The following is a 17,484-nucleotide window of genomic DNA, read 5'->3' on the forward strand; positions in this document are numbered from 1 at the left end:
GGATACCCGCCGGTGGCCACCCAGGTCACCGTCGGCAACGACGCCACGGCCGGCCACCAGGACGGCTTCGACGTCGAACTCAACCACCCCGAGGGATGACGTGGTCGTCCCTCTGTGCGGACGGGCTGCGACCTTCATCACATTCAGGTCATATCGGTATGGTTCGGGCGGTGCTGCGAGGCCCGATGCGGGAACGCCCCCAGGAGGCCGTCCGCGACCAGAGTGGCGGTCGCCCTCCCGGGTGGCGGCAACGGCCTGCAGCGGTCGCCTCCGCCTGGCCGGCCGGCTGACAACGGCGCGTCGCGTCACCGCACTTGGGGCATCGGGCACGCCAGGACCGCGGCGCGGAACGGCGTCACGTCACGGCCGCGCGACGGTCCCCGAGGGCTTCCCCGTGAACCGTCCGGCCACCCGGGGGCGTGGCCGCGAAGCGCCCGCCGAGGTCCTCGCCGCCCCGGCCGGACGTAGCCGACGTCACATCCCGTCCTGCCCAACCGTCCGCCCACACTGGGCAGTCAGCCCGGCCGGCAGCAACCCGATGGACGGAGTGACATGGGTCATACCCGAATATTCCGGCGCGCCCTGGCCGCCGCGGTCCTCGCAGGCGTGGCGGTCCCCGTGGCGGCAGGAGCCGCGACGGCGGAGGCCGCCGCCGCGACGCCCCAGGTGAGCTGCAGCTCGGCGGCGCCCGGACTGGCCGCGAAACTGCAGCGGGACATCACGTCGGCGCTGGACGGCGGCACCGCCCGTACGGCCGTGTCCGTGCACGACCGCGCGACCGGCACGTCGTGCACCCTCCGCGCGGACCAGCACTTCGACTCCGCCAGCACGGTCAAGGTCATCGTCCTGGCGACCCTGCTGCGGGACGTGCAGCAGCACCACCGCCACCTCACCTCCCGTGAGGCCGGGCTCGCCACCGCCATGATCACGAAGTCGGACAACGACGCCACGACCGCGCTGTGGAAGCAGCTCGGCGTCGCCAAGGTCAACGACTTCCTGTCCGCCGCCGGGATGAGCCACACGGTGCCGGGCGGCGCCGGGGCCTGGGGTCTCACCCAGATCACCGCCGGGGACGAGCAGAAGCTGATGGACCTGCTCACGGCACCGAACGCCGTGCTCGGCGACAACGCGCGCGCCTACGCCCTCAAGCTGATGAACGAGGTCGTCCCCTCCCAGCGCTGGGGCACCCCCGCGGGCGCCCCGGACTCCGCGGTCATCCACGTCAAGAACGGCTGGCTCTCCCGCGCCATCCACGGTTGGCGGGTGCACAGCCTGGGCGCCTTCACCGGCGGTGGGCACGACTACAGCATCACCGTCCTCACCGACGGCGACGCGACGATGGCCTCCGGCATCGCCACCGTCGAGGGCGTCTCCCGTGCGATCCACGGGGACCTCGGCGCGGCCTAGGAAGCCCCCGCCGCGTCCCTCCGCGCAGGGACTGGACTGAATGTCCAGCCTGGACGTAAAGTCCAGCCATGGAGAAGGCGCGACTCGACGAGAGTGACCCCCGGGTACGGCAGTGGGCCCCGGTCTGCCAGGCCGCGGCCCTGCTGCTGAGCCCGTACGCCGAGGTGGTCCTGCACGACGTGGCCGACGACCGCGTGCTGGGCATCTGGAACCCCATGTCGCGGCGTACCGCCGGCGACCCCTCGCTGCTGGGCGAGCTGGAGCGGCTGGACCCGTCGGCGCACGACGTGTACGGCCCGTACGAGAAGCTGCTCGCCGACGGGCGCCGGCTCTCGTCCGTCAGCGCGGTCCTGCGGGACGGCGACGGCCGGCCCTCCGCGGTGCTGTGCGTCAACCTCGACCGGACCCCGCTGGAGCAGGCGGCCTCGGTGCTCTCCGCCTTCGCCGCGCCCACCGTGCCGCACCCCGAGCCGCTCTTCGAGCAGGACTGGACCGAGCACGTGCAGCGGACCGTCGGCACCTACACCCGTGACCGGGGCTGCCCGGTGGACCGCCTCGGCCGCGAGGACCGCCTCGCGATCCTCGAGGAGCTCGACCGGGCCGGGGTGTTCACGATGCGCCGCGCCGTGCCCGTCGTGGCCGGCGCCCTGCAGGCGTCCCGCTCCACCGTCTACGCCCTGCTCGCCGACCTCAAAGCGCAGAGGAAGCGCCCGTGAGCCGACTTCCCGACTTCCGGCTGGAAACGTACTTCTCCCGCTGGGAGTTCACCGTCCGTCATCACTTGACCGCCTCGGACGCGCAGACCATGACCCTCCCCGAACTGCTGGAACTCGCCGACGCCGAGGACCGGCACGCCTGGGAGACGCTCTCGCTCGGCTACACCCGGACCTTCGGCGACCCCGGGTTGCGCGAGGCGATCGCCGCAACGTACGAACGGGCGGGCGCCGACGACGTGATCTGCTTCGCAGGCGCGGAGGAGGCGCTCTACCTCGCGATGCAGGTGCTCCTCGGCCCCGGCGACCACGCCGTCGTCGTCACCCCCAACTACCAGGCCGCGGAGACCGTGCCGCTCTCCCTGTGCGAGGTGACGGGCGTGCCGCTCGACCCCGAGCGGGACTGGGCCCTGGACGTGGACCGGGTGGCCGCGGCGCTCCGCCCCACCACCCGCGTCGTGTCCGTCAACTTCCCCAACAACCCGACCGGCAAGGTCATCGACGCCGCCGACTTCGCGCGCCTGGCCGAGCTCTGCGACGAACGCGGCATCCACCTGTTCAGCGACGAGGTCTACCGCGGCCTCGAACGCGACCCGGCCCGCACCCTGTCCCAGGCCGCCGACCTGTCGGAACGGGCGCTGTCGCTGAACGTCACGTCCAAGTCGCTCGGCCTGCCCGGGCTGCGGATCGGCTGGATCGCCTGCCGGGACCGGGAGTTGCGCTCGCGCCTGGAGCGGGCCAAGCACTACACCACGATCTGCAACGCCGCGCCCAGCGAGGTGCTCGCCCGGATCGCCCTCAAGGCCCGCGACCGGATCCTGGACCGCAACCGCGCCCTGATCGCCGCCAACCTCCCGCTCTTCGACGCCTTCTTCGCCGAGTTCGACGACCTGTTCAGCTGGCGCGCCCCGGACGGCGGCTGCGTCGCCTACCCCCGCTACCTCGGCGCCGACGGCGTGGAACGCTTCTGCACCGAACTCGTCGAGCAGGCCGGGGTCCTGCTGCTGCCCGCGAGCATCTACCGCTCCGAGCTCACCGATACGCCCGCCGACCGCTTCCGCGTCGGCGTCGGGCGCCGCGACCCGGCCCCCGGACTCGACGCCCTCGCCGGCTGGCTGCGAGCGCGCCGATGACCGTCCCCGTCCTGGGCCCCGAGGAGATCGAGGCCGCCGCGCGGCCCGCGCTGGTGCTGGACGCGGTCCGTGCCGCGCTGATCGCCCACGCGGCCGGCCGCACCACCGTGCCGCCGCCCACCCATCTGACGTTCCCCGCCGCGGACGGCGACTGCCACGTGAAGACGGGCTGGATCGACGGGTCCGACGACTTCACCGTGAAGATCGCCTCCGGCTTCTACCGCAACCCGGAGCGCGGCGAACCCGTCAACCACGGCCTGGTCTGCGTCATCAGCGCCCACACCGGCCGGGTCCGCGCCGTCCTCGACGACGGCGGACGCCTCACGGCCTGGCGCACGGCAGCCGCCGGAGCCCTCGCCGGCCACGCCCTGGCCCGCCCCGAAGCCCGCAGCGTGGGGGTGTTCGGCACCGGCGAGCAGGCCCGGCTGCAGGTGCGGTGGCTGGCGATGCTGCGCCCCGTCGGCCGGGTCCTCGTCCACGGCCGTGACGGGGGCCGGGCGGCCGCCCTCTGCGAGCACCTGGCCGCCCACGGGCTGAGCGCCGGCCCCGCCTCCGCCGCGGAGGCCGCGGGCGCCGACATCGTCGTCACCGCCACGCCCGCCACCTCCCCGGTGCTGGACGCCGGCGCGGTCCGCCCCGGCGCGCACGTCACCGCCGTCGGCGCGGACATGCCGCACAAGAACGAGCTGCCGCCCACGCTCTTCGCCCGTGCCGCCGTCATCGCCACGGACGACCACGAACAGTGCCTCCACCACGGCGACCTCGCGCACGCCGTCCGAGCGGGCGCGGTCCCGCACGACGCCGACGTCCCTCTCGGGGCCCTGCTCCGCACCCCACCTGACCGCAGGGACCGCACCGACGCCACCGTGACGATCGCCGACCTCACAGGCGTCGGGGCCCTCGACGCCGCCGTCGCCTCGGCGGTGGTCCGGGAGCTCCTCGGCTGACGTCCCGTCGGAGGACCGCTTCCCCGGGGCGGGGTCAGGCCGAGGCGCCGCGACGCGGGGCGACGAACAGGCTCTGCACGCTGCGGCCGATGGGGCCCTGTTCGTCGTGGAGGGAGGCCTCGGCCATGCCCACGCCGTACGGGTCGACGGTGGTGCGGGCATCGAGGCAGACCCACTCGCCGGCGGGGTGGCGGTGGAGGTGGACGGTGAGGTCGGGGTTGACGAAGAGGTGCTCGGAGAAGTCCAGCACGTTGCTCACGCCGTTGCCGGAGTCCGCCGCGACCAGGACACGGTCCAGGGGAGCGGTCTTCTCGCCCGCGACGAGCGGGACGCGCATCCGCAGCCAGCAGGTGGCGGGGCCGCGGTCGAGGAAGGAACCGGCGGCGAAGCGGGTCTCCATGGCCGTGTGGTAGCCGGTGTCCCACGGCACGGGGAAGAACGGCTCGGGGCGGGCCTGCGCGGGTCCGGGAACGGCGGGTCCGGGAACGGCGGGTTCCGCGGCGGCGCCGGGATCCGTGGTGGGGCCCGCGGCAGGGACGGTGCCGGGCGCGGTGCGGATGCGCAGGGCCCGCGCCCGCATGATCTCCGCGCCCCCGTCGGGCGACAGGGAGGCCTCGACCAGTTCCACGCTGCGCCCCTCGCGCAGCACGCGGGTGGTCACGGTGAGCGGGGCGAGCGGCACCGGGCTGTGGATCTCGAAGGTGATCCGGACAAGGCGCATGTCCTCGCGGGCGCCCGGACGCGTCTGCACCGCGCGGCCGAGCAGGGCCGCGGGCGGCCCGGCGTGCTGGCTCGCGGCGTCCCAGGGGCCGCGCGTGTACCCGGTCGGGACGAAGCGCTCGTCCGCCACCCGCTCGAAGAAGGCCTCGACATCACTGTGGTCCGGCATGCTCACCGCTGCTCTCCCGCCCGCTGACGACGCAGTAGAGGCTACTGGTGGGTAAGTCCGGTGTCACGGCGCTGGTGGGAGGGGGCTTCGCGGGCGTCCTTCCAGGCGGCGCCCAGCGACAGTTCGAACCACGTCGTCTTGCCGGTCGCCGTCAGCTCCGAGCCCCAGGCGTCGCTGAGCAGGTCCAGGATCTCCATGCCGCGCCCGCCCTCCGCGTCGGTGTCGGCGACGCGCCGGACCGCGGCCCGGGAGCTGATGTCCTCGACCTCGCACCGCAGGTGCGCCTGCGCGACGCGCAGGTTCATCCGCACCGGACCGCGCGCGTGCCGCAGGGCGTTGGTGACCAGTTCGCTGACCAGGAGCTCCACCGTGTCGGCCAGGTCGCCGAGGCCCCATGCGCCGGCCTGCGCCGTGGCCAGCCCGCGGGCACGGCCCACCGAGGTCAGCTCGTGCTCCAGCGGCCAGGAGGCGTCCCGGGTGGTGGCGCGTCCGGCCGGAGCGTGCAGGGGGCGCACCGGTTCCAGGGTGCGTGACCACAGCCTGAGCTGCCGGGCGAGCCAGGACGCCTGGGTGCGCGTCCCGTCCGTGCCGATGGCCTGGGCGGCCATGGTGATCATTCCCTTCCGCTGCCGGGGGTGCCAGGCGCGAGAGCCTTTCCTGTAGCACCCGCTACATCTACCAAATATACATGTAGCGGGTGCTACGGTAAAGAAGCATCCAAAAGCTATCAATATGGACTCCTGGGAGGATGTCATGCCGCGACGGGCCGATGCCGGCAAGCGGCGGGAACTCCTGGACCGCGTACGGGAGTACGTGGTCGCGCACGGCCTGGCGGACCTGTCCCTGCGGCCGATGGCCAAGGCGCTGGGCACCAGCGACCGGATGCTCCTCTACTACTTCGGCAGCAAGGAACGCCTGGTCGCCGAGGCCCTCGCCCTGGACGCGAGCCGTCCGGTCCTGCGCTTCCGCGAGGTCCTCGCGGTGGCCGGCACGCCACGGGACGCGGAGGGGATGCGCCGCCTGGCGGAGGCGTTGTGGCAGGAGATCCGCAGCCCCGAGCGCCGTGCGCTGCTGCCGCTGTACTTCGAACTGATGGCAGGCACCGTGCTGAGACCCGATCGCTACGGCCCCCACATGCGCGGACTGCTCACCGAGTGGACCGGGCTCCTCATCCCCGTCTTCGAAGGCGTGGGCATGGCGCGGGCGCGTGCGCGCATCGAGGCATCCGTCCTGGTGGACGCCGTCTTCGGGCTCCTGCTCGCCTCCCTGATGGAGGAGGACGAGGAGCGAGCGGACCCCGCGTTCCGTACGCTCCTGGACCGCCTCGAAGCCGGCTGGCGTGCCCCGGACCGCGCCCAGGGGGCCGCCGCCGTCCCGTGACCCCGGGCGGGGTTCACGCCCCGGCCAGTGCCTCCTCCGCCGCCTGCAGCGCCGTCTCGCGGTCGGCCGGGACGAGGCCCACGCGGGTGCGCCGGTCGAGGAGGTCGCCGGTGTCGAGCGCCCCCTCGTGGCGTACGGCCCACACCAACTCCGCGCGCGTGACGGGGTGACCGGGCACGACCGGCTCCCGCAGGGCGGGATCGGCGGCCCCGAGGGCGTGCACGGCGGGGGCCTCGGTTCCGTAGCGCTGCACCAGGCGGCGCGGGGCCTGCAGGCCGGTGAGCACGTGCGGCGCTGCGGCGCCCACGAGCGGCAGCGACGTGGTGCGGCAGGGGGCGGCGCCGAGCCCGCGGGCCGTGACGGCGGCGTCGACCGCGTCCTGGGCCATGCGGCGGTAGGTCGTCAGCTTGCCGCCGACGACGGTCACCACGCCCTCGGCGGAGGTGAGCACCGCGTGCTTGCGCGAGATGTCGGCGGTACGGCCCGAGCCGTCGGCGGAGGTGTCGAGCAGCGGGCGCAGTCCGGCGAACGCCCCCACCACGTCGTCGCGGTGGACGGGGACGTCGAGCGCCGTGCCGAGCACGTCGAGCAGGAAGCCGATGTCCGTCTCGGGCACCTCCGGCACGTCGGGGACGGCTCCGCCGACCGGCTCGTCGGTGAGCCCCACGTACACCCGGCCGTCGCTCTGCGGCAGGACGAGCACGAACCGGTTGGACTCCCCGGGGATCGGTATGTGCAGGCCCGCGGGCAGGCCGCCGAGGCCCTCCGAGCGCAGCACCAGGTGAGTGCCCCGGGACGGACGCAGCCGTACGCCGTCGACCAGGCCGCCCGCCCACACGCCGGAGGCGTTGACCACCGCACGGGCCCGGATCGTGTGCTCCTCGCCGGTCAGCTCGTCGCGTACGACGGCGCCCGAGCCGTTGAGCGAGACCGCGCGCACCCGCGTGAGGACACGCGCCCCGTGCGCCGCGGCGGTCCGGGCGATCGCGGTCACCAGGCGGGCGTCGTCGGCGAGTTGGCCGTCCCAGGACAGCAGGCCGCCGCGCAGCCCCGCGGTGCGCAGGGCGGGGGCGAGGTGCCGGGTCTCCACCGCGGACAGCCGGCGCGGCGCCGGGAGAGTGGCCCGCGCCGTCCGCGCCGACAGGCGCAGCGCGTCGCCGGCCCGGAAACCGGACCAGGCCAGTGCGGCCTGCCCGCGCGAGACCAGCGGGGTCAGCGGCAGCACGAAGGGCTGGGCGCGGACGAGGTGGGGGGCGGTGCGCTCCATCAGCACGCCGCGTTCCACCGCGCTCTCGTACGCGACGTCCAACTGGCCGGAAGCCAGGTAGCGCAGGCCGCCGTGGATCAGCTTGGAGCTCCACCGGGAGGTGCCGAAGGCCAGGTCGTGGGCGTCGATCGCGGCGACCGACAGCCCGCGGGACGCCGCGTCGAGGGCCGCGCCCGCGCCGGTGGCGCCGAGGCCGACGACCAGGACGTCCACCTGCTCGCCGGCGGCCAGTTCCGCCAGCTCGCGGGCGCGCCGCGCGGCGCTGAGCGAGGACGCGGGGGAGGGGGCCGGGCTGCTCATGGAACTCATGGGGCTCATGGAACTCATGGAACTCATGGGGCGAGGGTCCTCTCCAGGATGTCCCGCAACTCCCCGAGGAAGGCCGCGGAGGTCAGGTCGGGGTCGTCCTCGTCGGTCATGGTGCGCAACGAGAGCGTGAACGACTGGACGACCAGCAGCACGGAACGGGCCTGCCGGGTGACGTGACCGGCGCGGACCGAGCCGTCGGCGTGGCCCTCCTCCAGGGCGCCGGCGATCCGTTCCAGCAGTGCGTCCTGGCTGGCGCCGCGGCGGTCCAGCACATAGGGGAGGAGCAGTTCGGGGTCGACGTCGAGGATCTTGACGAACAGCGGGTGGCGGCGGAAAGCGCGCACCCCCGCCACCAGTCCCTCGACCATGTACGTCCGGATGCTCGTGCCCTCGTGCCGCTCGGGCATCGCGTCCACCGCGACCGAGACCCACTCACGGGTCATCAGGTCGCCGACGAGCGTGCGCACGTCGGGCCACCGCCGGTAGAGCGTCATGCGGGACACGCCGGCCCGGCGGGCCACGTCGGTCAGGGTCGTGCGGCGGACGCCGACGGCCAGGACGCAGTCGCGGACCGCGTCGAGCACCGGGTCGCTGTCCGAGCTGTTGTGACGAATAGGCGCCATGTGTCACAGTGTAACGCCCCTGTGGGGGACGCAGGAGACGGCACCCCCAGAAACGACCGGTGAGGACGAGCCCGTGGACATGTTGTGGAGCGGCTGGGGCGACCCGGCCAAAGCGGCCCCGCTGCCCGACACCGTGATCGGCCTGCTGCGCGATCTGCTGGGCGTGAAACCCCGCGGCGCGGAACCCGCCGCCCTGGAGGACGTCGCCGTACCCGGGTCCCCCCTCACCGACGAGGCCCGGCAGGACCTCGCCGACTGCGTGGGCGACCCGGCCCACGTGCGCACGGACGCCGAGACCCGGATCCGCCACACGCGCGGCAAGTCCACCCCCGACCTGCTGCGCATCCGCGGCGGCGACGTCGACGACACCCCGGCGGCCGTCGTGCTGCCCGCCGGCCACGACGAGGTCCTGGCCGTCCTCGCCGTCTGCGCCGAACACGGCCTCGCCGTCGTCCCCTTCGGCGGCGGCACCTCCGTCGTCGGGGGCCTCGCCCCGCAGGGGCGGCGCCCCTTCGTCGCCCTGGACCTGCGCCGCATGAACCGTCTGCTGTCGCTGGACCCCGTCTCGCGGACAGCGATCCTGCAGCCGGGGCTGCGCGCCCCCGACGCCGAGGCGCTCCTGGCCGAACAGGGCTTCACCCTGGGCCACTTCCCCCAGTCCTACGAGTGGGCCACCATCGGCGGATTCGCCGCCGCCCGCTCCAGCGGCCAGGCCTCCGCGGGCTACGGCCGCTTCGACGAGATGGTGCTGGGTCTGACCGTCGCCACCCCGCAGGGCACCCTCGACGCCGGCCGCGCCCCCCGCTCCGCGGCCGGCCCCGACCTGCGCCAGCTGATCCTCGGCTCCGAGGGCGCGCTGGGCGTCATCACCTCCGTGACGGTGCGGATACGCCCGCTTCCCCAGGTCAAGGTCTACGAGGGCTGGCGCTTCGCCTCCTTCGCCGAGGGCGCCGCGGCCCTGCGCCGGCTCGCCCAGGACGGCCCCCGCCCCACGGTGCTGCGCCTGTCCGACGAGACCGAGACGATGGTCGGCCTCGCCCAGCCCGACGCGATCGGCTCGGACGGGGCCGCGTCCGCGGGCTGCACGGCGATCGCCGGTTACGAGGGCACCGCGGAGGACACCGCCCTGCGCCGGGAGCAGGCCGCGGCCGTACTGCGCGAGTGCGGCGGCGCGTACCTGGGCGAGGAGCCCGGCGAGCGCTGGGCCCACGGCCGGTACTCCGCCCCCTACCTGCGGGACTCGCTGCTCGACGCGGGCGCCTTCGCCGAGACCCTGGAGACCGCCACCTTCTGGTCCCGGATCCCCGAGCTGTACGAGTCCGTGCGCGAGGCGCTCACCGCGACGCTGGCCGCGGCCGGCACCCCGCCGCTGGTCATGTGCCATATCTCGCACGTCTACGAGAACGGCGCCTCGCTCTACTTCACGGTCGTCTCGGCGCAGGGCGACGACCCCGTGGCGCACTGGACCCCCGCCAAGGAGGCCGCCAACGAGGCCGTCCTCGCCGCGGGCGGCACCATCACCCACCACCACGGCGTGGGGACCGACCACCGCGACTGGTACGTCCGGGAAGCGGGTCCGCTCGGCATCGAGGCCCTGCGCGCCGTCAAGGACGCGCTCGACCCCGACGGGCTCCTCAACCCCGGCATCCTGCTGCCCACCCGCTGACCCCGCCCCGCCGTCCCGCCGATCCGCCGCCCCCGGAGGCACACCCATGCGACAGTTCACGGCCGTCGTCAACCCCACCGCCGGGGGCTCCACCGGGGCGGCAGCCCTCCTCCCACTGGCGAAGCTGCTGCGGGAGGCGGGCGCGGAGCTGGAGACCGTGTACAGCGACAGCCTCCGGCACGCCCAGGACCTGGCGCGCCGGGCCGGCGAGCGCGGCCGCGTCGTCCTCGCCGTCGGCGGCGACGGCATCGTGGGCGGCATCGGCGGCGCCCTCAGCGGGACCGGCACCGTCCTCGGCCTCGTCCCCGCAGGCCGTGGCAACGACTTCGCGCGCGCCCTCGGCCTGCCCTCCGGGCCCGCCGAACTCGCCCGGATCCTGCTCCGCGACGAGCCGCGCGCCGTCGACACCATCGAGGTCGAGTCGGCGGTCCACGACCGGACCGTCGTCCTCGGCAGCGTCTACGCAGGCGTCGACGCGGTCGCCAACCACCACGCCAACACCGCCCGGCTGCTGCGCGGCCCGGCCTCCTACTACGCCGGCGGGCTGCGCGCGGTGGCCGGCTGGCGTGCCGCCGCCTACCGCGTCACCGTCGACGGAGTCGTCCACGAACGCCGCGGCTACACCGTCGTCGCCGCCAACTCCGGTTACTACGGCTCCGGCCGGGCCATCGCGCCCGGCGCCCGGGTCGACGACGGGCTGCTCGACGTCGTCATGATCCACGACGCGCCGCGCCGCCTCTTCTTCGCGCTGATGAACGAACTCAAGACCGGTGCGCACGTGGAGCGCCCCGAGGTCGAGATCGTGCGCGGCAAGGAGATCCACATCGAGGCCGACCGCGCGGTCCCGTACGGCGCGGACGGCGAGGTGGAGGCCGCCCTCCCGGTCACCGCGCGGATCCGCCCGGGAGCACTCCGCGTGCTGTGCTGATCCCCGCCATGGGTAGGCTCGCCCGGTGCCCGAAGACGCCTACCTCGCCGCGGTCCGGGAGTCGTACGACACCGTCGCCGCCGACTACGCCGCACAGGTCAGCACCCCGGACGGACTCGACCCGCTCTCCCGCGCCATGCTGGCAGCCTTCGCCGAGACCGTGCGCACGGCCGGCCGGGGCCCGCTGGCGGACCTGGGGTGCGGCCCCGGCTACGTGACGGCGCACCTCGCCGGGCTGGGGGTGCCCGCGTACGGGGTCGACCTGTCGCCGCGCATGGTCGAGCTGGCCCGGCGGGCCCACCCGCACCTGCGCTTCACCGTGGGGTCCATGACCGCGCTCGACATCGGCGACGGCGAACTGGGCGGCGTCCTTGCCTACTACTCCACCCACCACACGCCGCCCGAGCTGCTGCCCGTCGTCTTCGCCGAGTTCTGCCGCGTCCTGGCACCCGGCGGCCACCTGATGCTTGCCGGCTGGGTGGGCGAGGACGAGCACCTGCGCCCGGAGCACGCGTACGGCGGCCACCCGGTCTCGTACGGGCTCCACTTGCAGCCGGCCCCGCGGATCGCCGCGCTGCTCGAGGAGGCCGGTCTCACCGTCACGGCACGCCTGGTGCAGGAGCCCGGTGCGGGCGCGAAACGCGCCGTCGCCACGTTCCTCGCGGAGAAACCCGAACGCCCCTGACGGCCGGGCCCCTTCCTGCGTCACCCCGCGGGAGGACCGATGTCCAGTCCGTTCTCGTCCAGGGCGTCGGAAGGCGGCGCGGGTCGACGCTGTGCCACGTCAGCGAGAGCTCGTCCTGCTCGTTGTGGTCGACCTCGGCCTGCTCGCCGGCGAAGTCGACCACCGCGTCATCCTGCCGGAGCCCGCGCGGCGGGCTTGAACCGGCCGTAACGGGAGGTCATAGCGTTGTCGGCGTGATCGGGAACGACGACGACCGGCGTCTGTGGAGCATCGGCGAGGTGGCCCGCGCCACCGGCACGACCATCCGCACGCTGCGCCACTACGACGAGATCGGCCTGCTCGGGGCGAGTGCACGCACCGCCGCCGGACACCGCCGCTACACCGAGCGGGACGTGCGCCGGCTCTACCGGGTGCGAGCACTGCGCGCGCTCGGGCTGCCGCTGGACGAGATCCAGCGCGTCCTCGCGGACAGCGGGGAGGACCTGGGGTCGATGCGCGACCTGCTGAGCGCACAGCTGTCCGCGCTGGAGGCGCACGCCGGGCGGATCCGGCAGCTCACCGCGCAGCTCCGCGGGCTCCTCGGGCGGATCGAGGGGACGTCGATGCCCGATCCCGAAGAGTTCATGACGACCTTGGAGTTGATGTCCGTGTTCGAGACCCACTTCACCGCTGGGCAGCGGGAGCAACTGGCCGCGCGACGGGCCGAGATCGGCCCGGAGGGCGTCGAGGCCGCGAGGACCGAGTGGACCGGGCTCGTGGAGGCGCTGCTGTCGCACGTCGAGGCGGGCACGCCCGCCGACGACCGGGAGGTCAGGGCCCTGGTCGGTCGCTGGGACGCCGTGGGGAGGGGCTTCCACGCCGCGGGTGAGGACGGCGAGGCGACCAGGGCCGCCGCGCGGCGGCTGTGGGACGAGCGCGGGGAGGAACTCGCGCGGAACCTGCCGTGGCCCCCGGACCGGATGCGGGCCCTGCTGCGGTACGTGGAGGAGGTCCGCGAGGCCGACTGGGGCGTGTCTGACAAATAGCGCCGTCCGCCCGGAGGGCGGGGCTCGTGGCGGCTGGTGCGTGCTATCGCAAGGCGGAGGATCGGCCGCGTACTGGACGTACGTGGACGACTCCGACAACGCAGCGTGGGGGCACCCCCGGCCGAAGGCTGGGGGAGCGCCGCGGGGTGGGGGCACCCCCGGCCGAAGGTTGGGGGAGGGCATGTGACGGCACGACCTAGGCTGGAACGTCGGCCGGTTGGGGGAGGGAGACCGATGGACGGGATGTCGCGGGGGCCGGACGGCCCGCTCTCACGCGGTCCGGGCGGGGCGGCGGGAGCGCCGCGGGGACGGCTGCACCGGCCCGGTGATCTCAGCGTCTCCCCGGGACCCGACCGGCACCACTACTGGGCCCTGCTGCCCGCATACGTCCGCGCGCGCATGGCGCACGGGACGGGCACCGTCCTGGAGTGGTGGGCGCACGCGGCGGCCGGCGGCGGGGTCCAGGCCGTGGTGCTCGGCACCGAGGGCCTCGGCGTGGCGGAACCCGGCGACGGCCCGGGCCTCTCGGTGCGCACCCTGCGGCTCGACCCGGACTCCTTCGTCACCCGGCCCTTCCGGAGCGGCCCGGCGACCCCCACGGCACGCGCCGCCGGTCTCGGGGCCGCCGCCTCGCTGCTCTCAAGACGGTCGGCGCCCACGCCTTCCCCCGCGGCAGCCGAGGCCGAGGGCGCCGAACCCGAGCTGACCAGGGAGGCCCGGGACTTCCTCGGCAACCTGCCCCCGGGCGCCCAGCGCTTCCTGCAGCAGCCCTTCCTCGGCGACGACCGGCACGTCACCACCCGGTGGTACTTCTACGAGCAGCCCGTGGCCGGAGGCCTGTCGGAGATGTCCGTCTGGTGCCACCTGGAGGGCCGGCGCACGGTGACCTTCCTCTCCGGAACCCGCCGGCTGCCGCAGGGCGCCGATCCCGCACAGGCCACCTGGTCGGTCGTGTGCCGCCGTGCGGCGGTGCTTCCCCCGGCGGGCCCCTGAGGCCTCCCGTGCGGAGGCGTTTCCGGATGGCCGCGGTGACGCCGTAGCATCCGCTGGAGAGGGACGAACGCCGGAAGGGACGCGATGGGCCTGGACGAATCCGTGGGAGCCCGTGCCGAGGACGTGGCGCTCACCCGGGCCGCGCAGGCGGGTGACGTCACGGCGCTCGGTCTCCTCCTGGAGCGTCACCGGGCCGGCATGCGCGCCGTCGCCCTGAGCGTCCTGGGCCCGGGGCCCGACGTGGACGACGTGCTGCAGGACGCCGCGCTGACGGCGCTGCGCCGCGTGGGCGACGTCCGCGATCCCGCCGCGGTGGGGCCGTGGCTGCGGATGATCGTCCGCAACAACGCCCGCTCCCTGCTGCGCGGCACGGCCCCCACCAGCCCGGTCGACGACCTCGTCCTGCGCGCGGCGGACTCAGGACCCGAGCGGTGGCTGGAGTCCGCCGCGCTGCGGGACTGGATCTGGGAGGCCATCGAGCAGCTCTCCCCGACGCTGCGGCTGCCGCTGGTACTGCGCCACTTCACCACCGGCGTCAGCTCGTACGAACAGATCGCCTCGGCCTGCGGGCTTCCCGTCGGCACCGTCCGCAGCCGGCTCAGCCAGGCCCGGGCCAAGCTCGCCCAGGCACTCGCCGACACCGCGGACGGCGCCCACGACGACAGCGCCCGGCGCACCAGGGCCAGCAGGACCGAGGCCCACGAGACCCTGGCCGCGGCCGAACGCGGCCACTTCGCCGGCTTCCTGCGGGAACGCTGGTCACCCGAGGTCGGCCTGTTCAGCGGGAGGGAGCGGGTGGGGGGCAGGGGCCTGCTGATCCGCGGCATGGACTCCGACCTGACCGCCGGGGTCCGCCAGCGCCTCGTGCACGCCGTCGCCGGGCGCTCGCTGACCGTCTGGGAGATGGACATCGTCAACCCGCCGGACAACCCGGGGCACTGCCCGCCCGCCGTCGCCTGGCTGATGACCCACGACGCCGCGGGCCGGGTCGACGGCCTGCGCCTGCACCACCCCCGCCCCGTGCCCGTACCCGGCGCCGCGGCCGCGTGAGCCGGGGCGGGGCGGGCGTCCGGGGCGGGGTGGCCGCGCCTCAGCTGTGGAAGCGGATGTAGCCGTCGCCGTCCGCGTCGGAGCCGCGCTTGGTGTACGCGTGGACGTCGGAGCGGCTGCCGGAGGGCTTGTAGAGGTAGATCGTGTCGCGGTCGTTGTTCCACATGAAGTTGCAATTGGCGCGGTAGACCACGTTGTCCTTGTCGGAGTCCGTGCCGCGGCCGCCGCGCAGCTTCACGTAGTCGCCGGGCTGGAGGTAGTGGTTCGCCGTGAAGACGAAGCGGTTGCCCGTGGCGTCCTTGACGACGTAGCCCTTGAGGTTGACCGTCGCCGCGGCCGAGTAGTTCTTGATCGTCAGGTACTCCGCGCGGGTGTTGCCGGAGGAGCAGTTGTTGGAGTCCCGTCCGGGCGCGTCGTACTGCGCACCGCGGATCTTGAGGGCGGAGCTGTACTCCGCGGCGTGCGCCTGGACCGGTGTGAGGACGGCGGTCGCACAGGCCGCGGCGAACGCGGCCACGCCGATACGGACGTGCTTGGTCATGGGAATTCCCCCTGTTGGGACGGGGCCGCGCGCTCCGCCCCGCGGGGAGCGCGAACCGTGCGCGCCGCCCCGCCTGCCTGCGCCGGGTATCCGGCCCCCGTCGGCGTCTTGCGAGGTATCAAACCATTCCAGGTGAACCGGAGCGGGGCTTTCCGTGAGGTGGCGTCCGAAGCGAAGCAACCGGTCGACAACGGGCGTATTCCTTCAGGCAGTCGCTGGTGCCGGGGTCGTGCACCGCCGCGGCGCGGGGCTGCCAGGATGTGCGCATGAACGAGAACGATCACGGGCGGGACGAACTGCTGGCCGCCGCGGTGGGGCTGCGCGAGCGCGGGGAGGCGGAGGCGGCGAGGGAGCGGCTGGTCGCCCTCGCGGAGCGGTTCCCGGGGGACGCGGAGGTGGCCTACCAGGCGGCGTGGGCGCACGACGTACTGGGCCTGGAGGCGGAGGCGGTGCCCTTCTACGAGCAGGCCCTGCGCGGAACGGGGCTGTCGGAGGACGACCGGCGCGGCGCGCTGCTGGGCCTGGGCAGCACCTACCGGATCCTCGGGCGGTACGACGAGGCCGTCCGCCTGCTGCGCGTGGCCCTCATCGACTTCCCCCACGACGGCGCGCTGCGGACCTTCCTGGCGATGGCCCTGTACAACACCGGCGGACACCGCGAGGCAATGCGGCTCCTGCTGACGCTGCTGGCGGACAGCAGCTCCGATCCGGACATCGCACGCTACCGGCAGGCCGTCGCCTACTACGCCGAGGATCTCGACGCCACCTTGTGAACCCTGAGCGGGCGGGGCTCCCTCGCGCCGCATGCCGGCACGGACGTCCGCCACCGGCACGTCGTTGAAGGCCCCCGTCGACGTGGGGTGGTGATGCCGTGCCACAGGGCGAGGCCGACGGTTCTGATCGGCTCCTGTTCGTCGATGCTCACGGGAGCGGCGCCGATACACCGGCCAACCCGGCGCCGGGCGGCGGAAACAGTGCAGTAGGCGGCGATGATGCCGGTCATAGCATCCGCCGATGGGCGCCCCGGAATCGCCGGTGTTCTCCCCGTGCTCTTCCAGGCGATCGCAACGTGCCTCGATGCGCGACGTGATCATCCGGAATTCGGCACGGCGCGCGGAGCGCTCGGTGAAGAGAACAGGGTTGGAACATGACTTCAGCAGACCTGGGCGGCGACGTCGCCCTCGTGACCGGGGCGACCAGCGGGATCGGCGCGGCGACCGCGGTGACGCTCGCCGGGCGGGGCGCGCACGTACTGGTCGCCGGCCGTGACGGCGGACGGGGCGAGGCCGTGGTCGCCGCGATCAGGGGGCGCGGCGGGAAGGCCGACTTCGTCGCGGGCGACCTGGGGGACGCCCGGTCGGTCCGGGCGCTCGCCCGCGAGGCGGTGGCGCTCGGCGGGGGCAGGGTCGACATCCTGGTGAACAACGCGGGCGTCTACCCGTTCGGGCCGACGGAGCGGACACCGGAGAGCGACGTCGACACCGTCTACGCCCTCAACGTCAAGGCGCCGTTCTACCTGGTCGCCGAACTCGCGCCCGCGATGGCCGGCCGCGGCCGCGGCGCGATCGTCAACGTCAGCACCATGGTCGCCGACTACGGTGCCGCGGGCATGGCGCTGTACGGGTCGAGCAAGGCGGCCCTGAACCTGCTCACCAAGTCGTGGGCGGCCGAGTACGGACCGCGCGGGGTCCGGGTGAACGCGGTGGAGCCGGGGCCGACCCGGACCGAGGGCACCTCCGGGATGGCGGATGACCTCGCGGCGCTCGCCTCCCAGGCGCCGGCCGGGCGGCCGGCGGCACCGGAGGAGATCGCCGAGGCCATCGCCTATCTGGCCAGCGACGCGGCGAGCTTCGTGCACGGCGTGGTGCTGCCCGTGGACGGCGGGCGCACGGCGGTCTGACCTCCGTCCGCGGCATCGCCGCACCCTG

18 protein-coding genes are annotated in these 17,484 nt (G+C 74.3%); 13 read left to right on the plus strand and 5 right to left on the minus strand.

Annotated features, from left to right (window positions below):
- Positions 1–552 precede the first annotated feature (552 nt).
- The 4 genes from ACFYYN_RS38250 (at position 553) to ACFYYN_RS38265 (ending at position 4,200) form a co-directional block, all read left to right on the plus strand.
- Positions 553–1,407 (plus strand): serine hydrolase, encoded by an 855-nt coding sequence (locus tag ACFYYN_RS38250; protein WP_500549432.1) that lies wholly within the window; start codon positions 553–555, stop codon positions 1,405–1,407.
- Positions 1,408–1,475: 68 nt separating this feature from the next.
- The gene (locus tag ACFYYN_RS38255) at positions 1,476–2,123 is read left to right on the plus strand and encodes a helix-turn-helix transcriptional regulator (RefSeq protein WP_500549433.1); all 648 of its coding nucleotides are present in this window, start codon (positions 1,476–1,478) and stop codon (positions 2,121–2,123) included.
- Positions 2,120–3,253: an aminotransferase class I/II-fold pyridoxal phosphate-dependent enzyme gene (locus tag ACFYYN_RS38260; protein WP_500549434.1), complete on the plus strand. Its 1,134-nt coding sequence runs from the start codon at positions 2,120–2,122 to the stop codon at positions 3,251–3,253. The genes ACFYYN_RS38255 and ACFYYN_RS38260 overlap by 4 nt, the downstream gene beginning before the upstream one ends.
- Complete coding sequence (locus tag ACFYYN_RS38265) at positions 3,250–4,200, plus strand: ornithine cyclodeaminase family protein (protein WP_500549435.1); 951 nt, start codon at positions 3,250–3,252, stop codon at positions 4,198–4,200. Before ACFYYN_RS38260 ends, ACFYYN_RS38265 begins: the two co-directional genes overlap by 4 nt.
- A gap of 34 nt (positions 4,201–4,234) precedes the next feature.
- Here the strand turns inward: ACFYYN_RS38265 and ACFYYN_RS38270 are convergent, their stop codons facing one another.
- Both ACFYYN_RS38270 and ACFYYN_RS38275 read right to left on the minus strand, forming a co-directional pair.
- The gene (locus tag ACFYYN_RS38270; protein ID WP_500549510.1) at positions 4,235–5,089 is read right to left on the minus strand and encodes a thioesterase family protein; all 855 of its coding nucleotides are present in this window, start codon (positions 5,087–5,089) and stop codon (positions 4,235–4,237) included.
- Positions 5,090–5,130: 41 nt separating this feature from the next.
- A complete protein-coding gene (locus ACFYYN_RS38275) occupies positions 5,131–5,697 on the minus strand; it encodes an ATP-binding protein (protein WP_500549436.1) in 567 nt (188 codons plus the stop codon).
- 124 nt (positions 5,698–5,821) lie between these two features.
- On the opposite strand from ACFYYN_RS38275, the gene ACFYYN_RS38280 reads away from it, so the two are divergent.
- The gene (locus ACFYYN_RS38280; RefSeq protein ID WP_500549437.1) at positions 5,822–6,469 is read left to right on the plus strand and encodes a TetR/AcrR family transcriptional regulator; all 648 of its coding nucleotides are present in this window, start codon (positions 5,822–5,824) and stop codon (positions 6,467–6,469) included.
- Positions 6,470–6,482: 13 nt separating this feature from the next.
- Here the strand turns inward: ACFYYN_RS38280 and ACFYYN_RS38285 are convergent, their stop codons facing one another.
- Together ACFYYN_RS38285 and ACFYYN_RS38290 are read right to left on the minus strand one after the other, a co-directional pair.
- Positions 6,483–8,054: a glycerol-3-phosphate dehydrogenase/oxidase gene (locus tag ACFYYN_RS38285; RefSeq protein ID WP_500549438.1), complete on the minus strand. Its 1,572-nt coding sequence runs from the start codon at positions 8,052–8,054 to the stop codon at positions 6,483–6,485.
- A 14-nt stretch (positions 8,055–8,068) separates the two neighbouring features.
- Positions 8,069–8,668, minus strand: coding sequence for a TetR/AcrR family transcriptional regulator (locus tag ACFYYN_RS38290; RefSeq protein ID WP_500332287.1), 600 nt, complete (start codon positions 8,666–8,668; stop codon positions 8,069–8,071).
- Between the two features lie 73 nt (positions 8,669–8,741).
- Between ACFYYN_RS38290 and ACFYYN_RS38295 the strand changes: the two genes are divergently transcribed.
- The 6 genes from ACFYYN_RS38295 (at position 8,742) to ACFYYN_RS38320 (ending at position 15,015) form a co-directional block, all read left to right on the plus strand.
- The gene (locus ACFYYN_RS38295) at positions 8,742–10,334 is read left to right on the plus strand and encodes an FAD-binding oxidoreductase (protein ID WP_500549439.1); all 1,593 of its coding nucleotides are present in this window, start codon (positions 8,742–8,744) and stop codon (positions 10,332–10,334) included.
- Positions 10,335–10,380: 46 nt separating this feature from the next.
- The gene (locus tag ACFYYN_RS38300; RefSeq protein ID WP_500549440.1) at positions 10,381–11,262 is read left to right on the plus strand and encodes a diacylglycerol kinase family protein; all 882 of its coding nucleotides are present in this window, start codon (positions 10,381–10,383) and stop codon (positions 11,260–11,262) included.
- Between the two features lie 25 nt (positions 11,263–11,287).
- Entirely contained in the window at positions 11,288–11,947 is a 660-nt protein-coding gene (locus ACFYYN_RS38305) for a class I SAM-dependent methyltransferase (RefSeq protein WP_500549441.1), read from the plus strand.
- Positions 11,948–12,180: 233 nt separating this feature from the next.
- Positions 12,181–12,972 carry a MerR family transcriptional regulator gene (locus tag ACFYYN_RS38310; RefSeq protein WP_500549442.1) on the plus strand — a complete coding sequence of 264 codons (792 nt, stop codon included), beginning with the start codon at positions 12,181–12,183 and terminating at the stop codon, positions 12,970–12,972.
- 234 nt (positions 12,973–13,206) lie between these two features.
- On the plus strand, positions 13,207–13,965 hold the full coding sequence (locus tag ACFYYN_RS38315; RefSeq protein WP_500549443.1) for a hypothetical protein: 759 nt from the start codon (positions 13,207–13,209) through the stop codon (positions 13,963–13,965).
- An 84-nt stretch (positions 13,966–14,049) separates the two neighbouring features.
- Complete coding sequence (locus ACFYYN_RS38320; RefSeq protein ID WP_500549444.1) at positions 14,050–15,015, plus strand: RNA polymerase sigma factor; 966 nt, start codon at positions 14,050–14,052, stop codon at positions 15,013–15,015.
- A gap of 40 nt (positions 15,016–15,055) precedes the next feature.
- Here the strand turns inward: ACFYYN_RS38320 and ACFYYN_RS38325 are convergent, their stop codons facing one another.
- Positions 15,056–15,556 carry a lamin tail domain-containing protein gene (locus ACFYYN_RS38325; protein WP_500549445.1) on the minus strand — a complete coding sequence of 167 codons (501 nt, stop codon included), beginning with the start codon at positions 15,554–15,556 and terminating at the stop codon, positions 15,056–15,058.
- Between the two features lie 266 nt (positions 15,557–15,822).
- Between ACFYYN_RS38325 and ACFYYN_RS38330 the strand changes: the two genes are divergently transcribed.
- Complete coding sequence (locus ACFYYN_RS38330; RefSeq protein ID WP_499509355.1) at positions 15,823–16,329, plus strand: tetratricopeptide repeat protein; 507 nt, start codon at positions 15,823–15,825, stop codon at positions 16,327–16,329.
- A 374-nt stretch (positions 16,330–16,703) separates the two neighbouring features.
- Positions 16,704–17,456, plus strand: coding sequence for an SDR family NAD(P)-dependent oxidoreductase (locus ACFYYN_RS38335; protein WP_500549446.1), 753 nt, complete (start codon positions 16,704–16,706; stop codon positions 17,454–17,456).
- Positions 17,457–17,484 lie beyond the last annotated feature (28 nt).

Source organism: Streptomyces sp. NPDC001902, from assembly GCF_042891295.1.
In the GTDB taxonomy this organism is placed as follows: Bacteria; Actinomycetota; Actinomycetes; order Streptomycetales; family Streptomycetaceae; genus Actinacidiphila.

What these genes read in the sequence shown, in the direction of transcription:
- ACFYYN_RS38270 (WP_500549510.1), bottom strand. Translation starts at nt 5,089, where the DNA reads ATGCCGGACCACAGTGATGTCGAGGCCTTCTTCGAGCGGGTGGCGGAC.
- ACFYYN_RS38275 (WP_500549436.1), bottom strand. Translation starts at nt 5,697, where the DNA reads ATGGCCGCCCAGGCCATCGGCACGGACGGGACGCGCACCCAGGCGTCC.
- ACFYYN_RS38315 (WP_500549443.1), top strand. Translation starts at nt 13,207, where the DNA reads ATGGACGGGATGTCGCGGGGGCCGGACGGCCCGCTCTCACGCGGTCCG.
- ACFYYN_RS38250 (WP_500549432.1), top strand. Translation starts at nt 553, where the DNA reads ATGGGTCATACCCGAATATTCCGGCGCGCCCTGGCCGCCGCGGTCCTC.
- ACFYYN_RS38255 (WP_500549433.1), top strand. Translation starts at nt 1,476, where the DNA reads ATGGAGAAGGCGCGACTCGACGAGAGTGACCCCCGGGTACGGCAGTGG.
- ACFYYN_RS38290 (WP_500332287.1), bottom strand. Translation starts at nt 8,668, where the DNA reads ATGGCGCCTATTCGTCACAACAGCTCGGACAGCGACCCGGTGCTCGAC.
- ACFYYN_RS38280 (WP_500549437.1), top strand. Translation starts at nt 5,822, where the DNA reads ATGGACTCCTGGGAGGATGTCATGCCGCGACGGGCCGATGCCGGCAAG.
- ACFYYN_RS38325 (WP_500549445.1), bottom strand. Translation starts at nt 15,556, where the DNA reads ATGACCAAGCACGTCCGTATCGGCGTGGCCGCGTTCGCCGCGGCCTGT.
- ACFYYN_RS38265 (WP_500549435.1), top strand. Translation starts at nt 3,250, where the DNA reads ATGACCGTCCCCGTCCTGGGCCCCGAGGAGATCGAGGCCGCCGCGCGG.
- ACFYYN_RS38300 (WP_500549440.1), top strand. Translation starts at nt 10,381, where the DNA reads ATGCGACAGTTCACGGCCGTCGTCAACCCCACCGCCGGGGGCTCCACC.
- ACFYYN_RS38330 (WP_499509355.1), top strand. Translation starts at nt 15,823, where the DNA reads ATGAACGAGAACGATCACGGGCGGGACGAACTGCTGGCCGCCGCGGTG.
- ACFYYN_RS38320 (WP_500549444.1), top strand. Translation starts at nt 14,050, where the DNA reads ATGGGCCTGGACGAATCCGTGGGAGCCCGTGCCGAGGACGTGGCGCTC.
- ACFYYN_RS38285 (WP_500549438.1), bottom strand. Translation starts at nt 8,054, where the DNA reads ATGAGCCCCATGAGTTCCATGAGCAGCCCGGCCCCCTCCCCCGCGTCC.
- ACFYYN_RS38335 (WP_500549446.1), top strand. Translation starts at nt 16,704, where the DNA reads ATGACTTCAGCAGACCTGGGCGGCGACGTCGCCCTCGTGACCGGGGCG.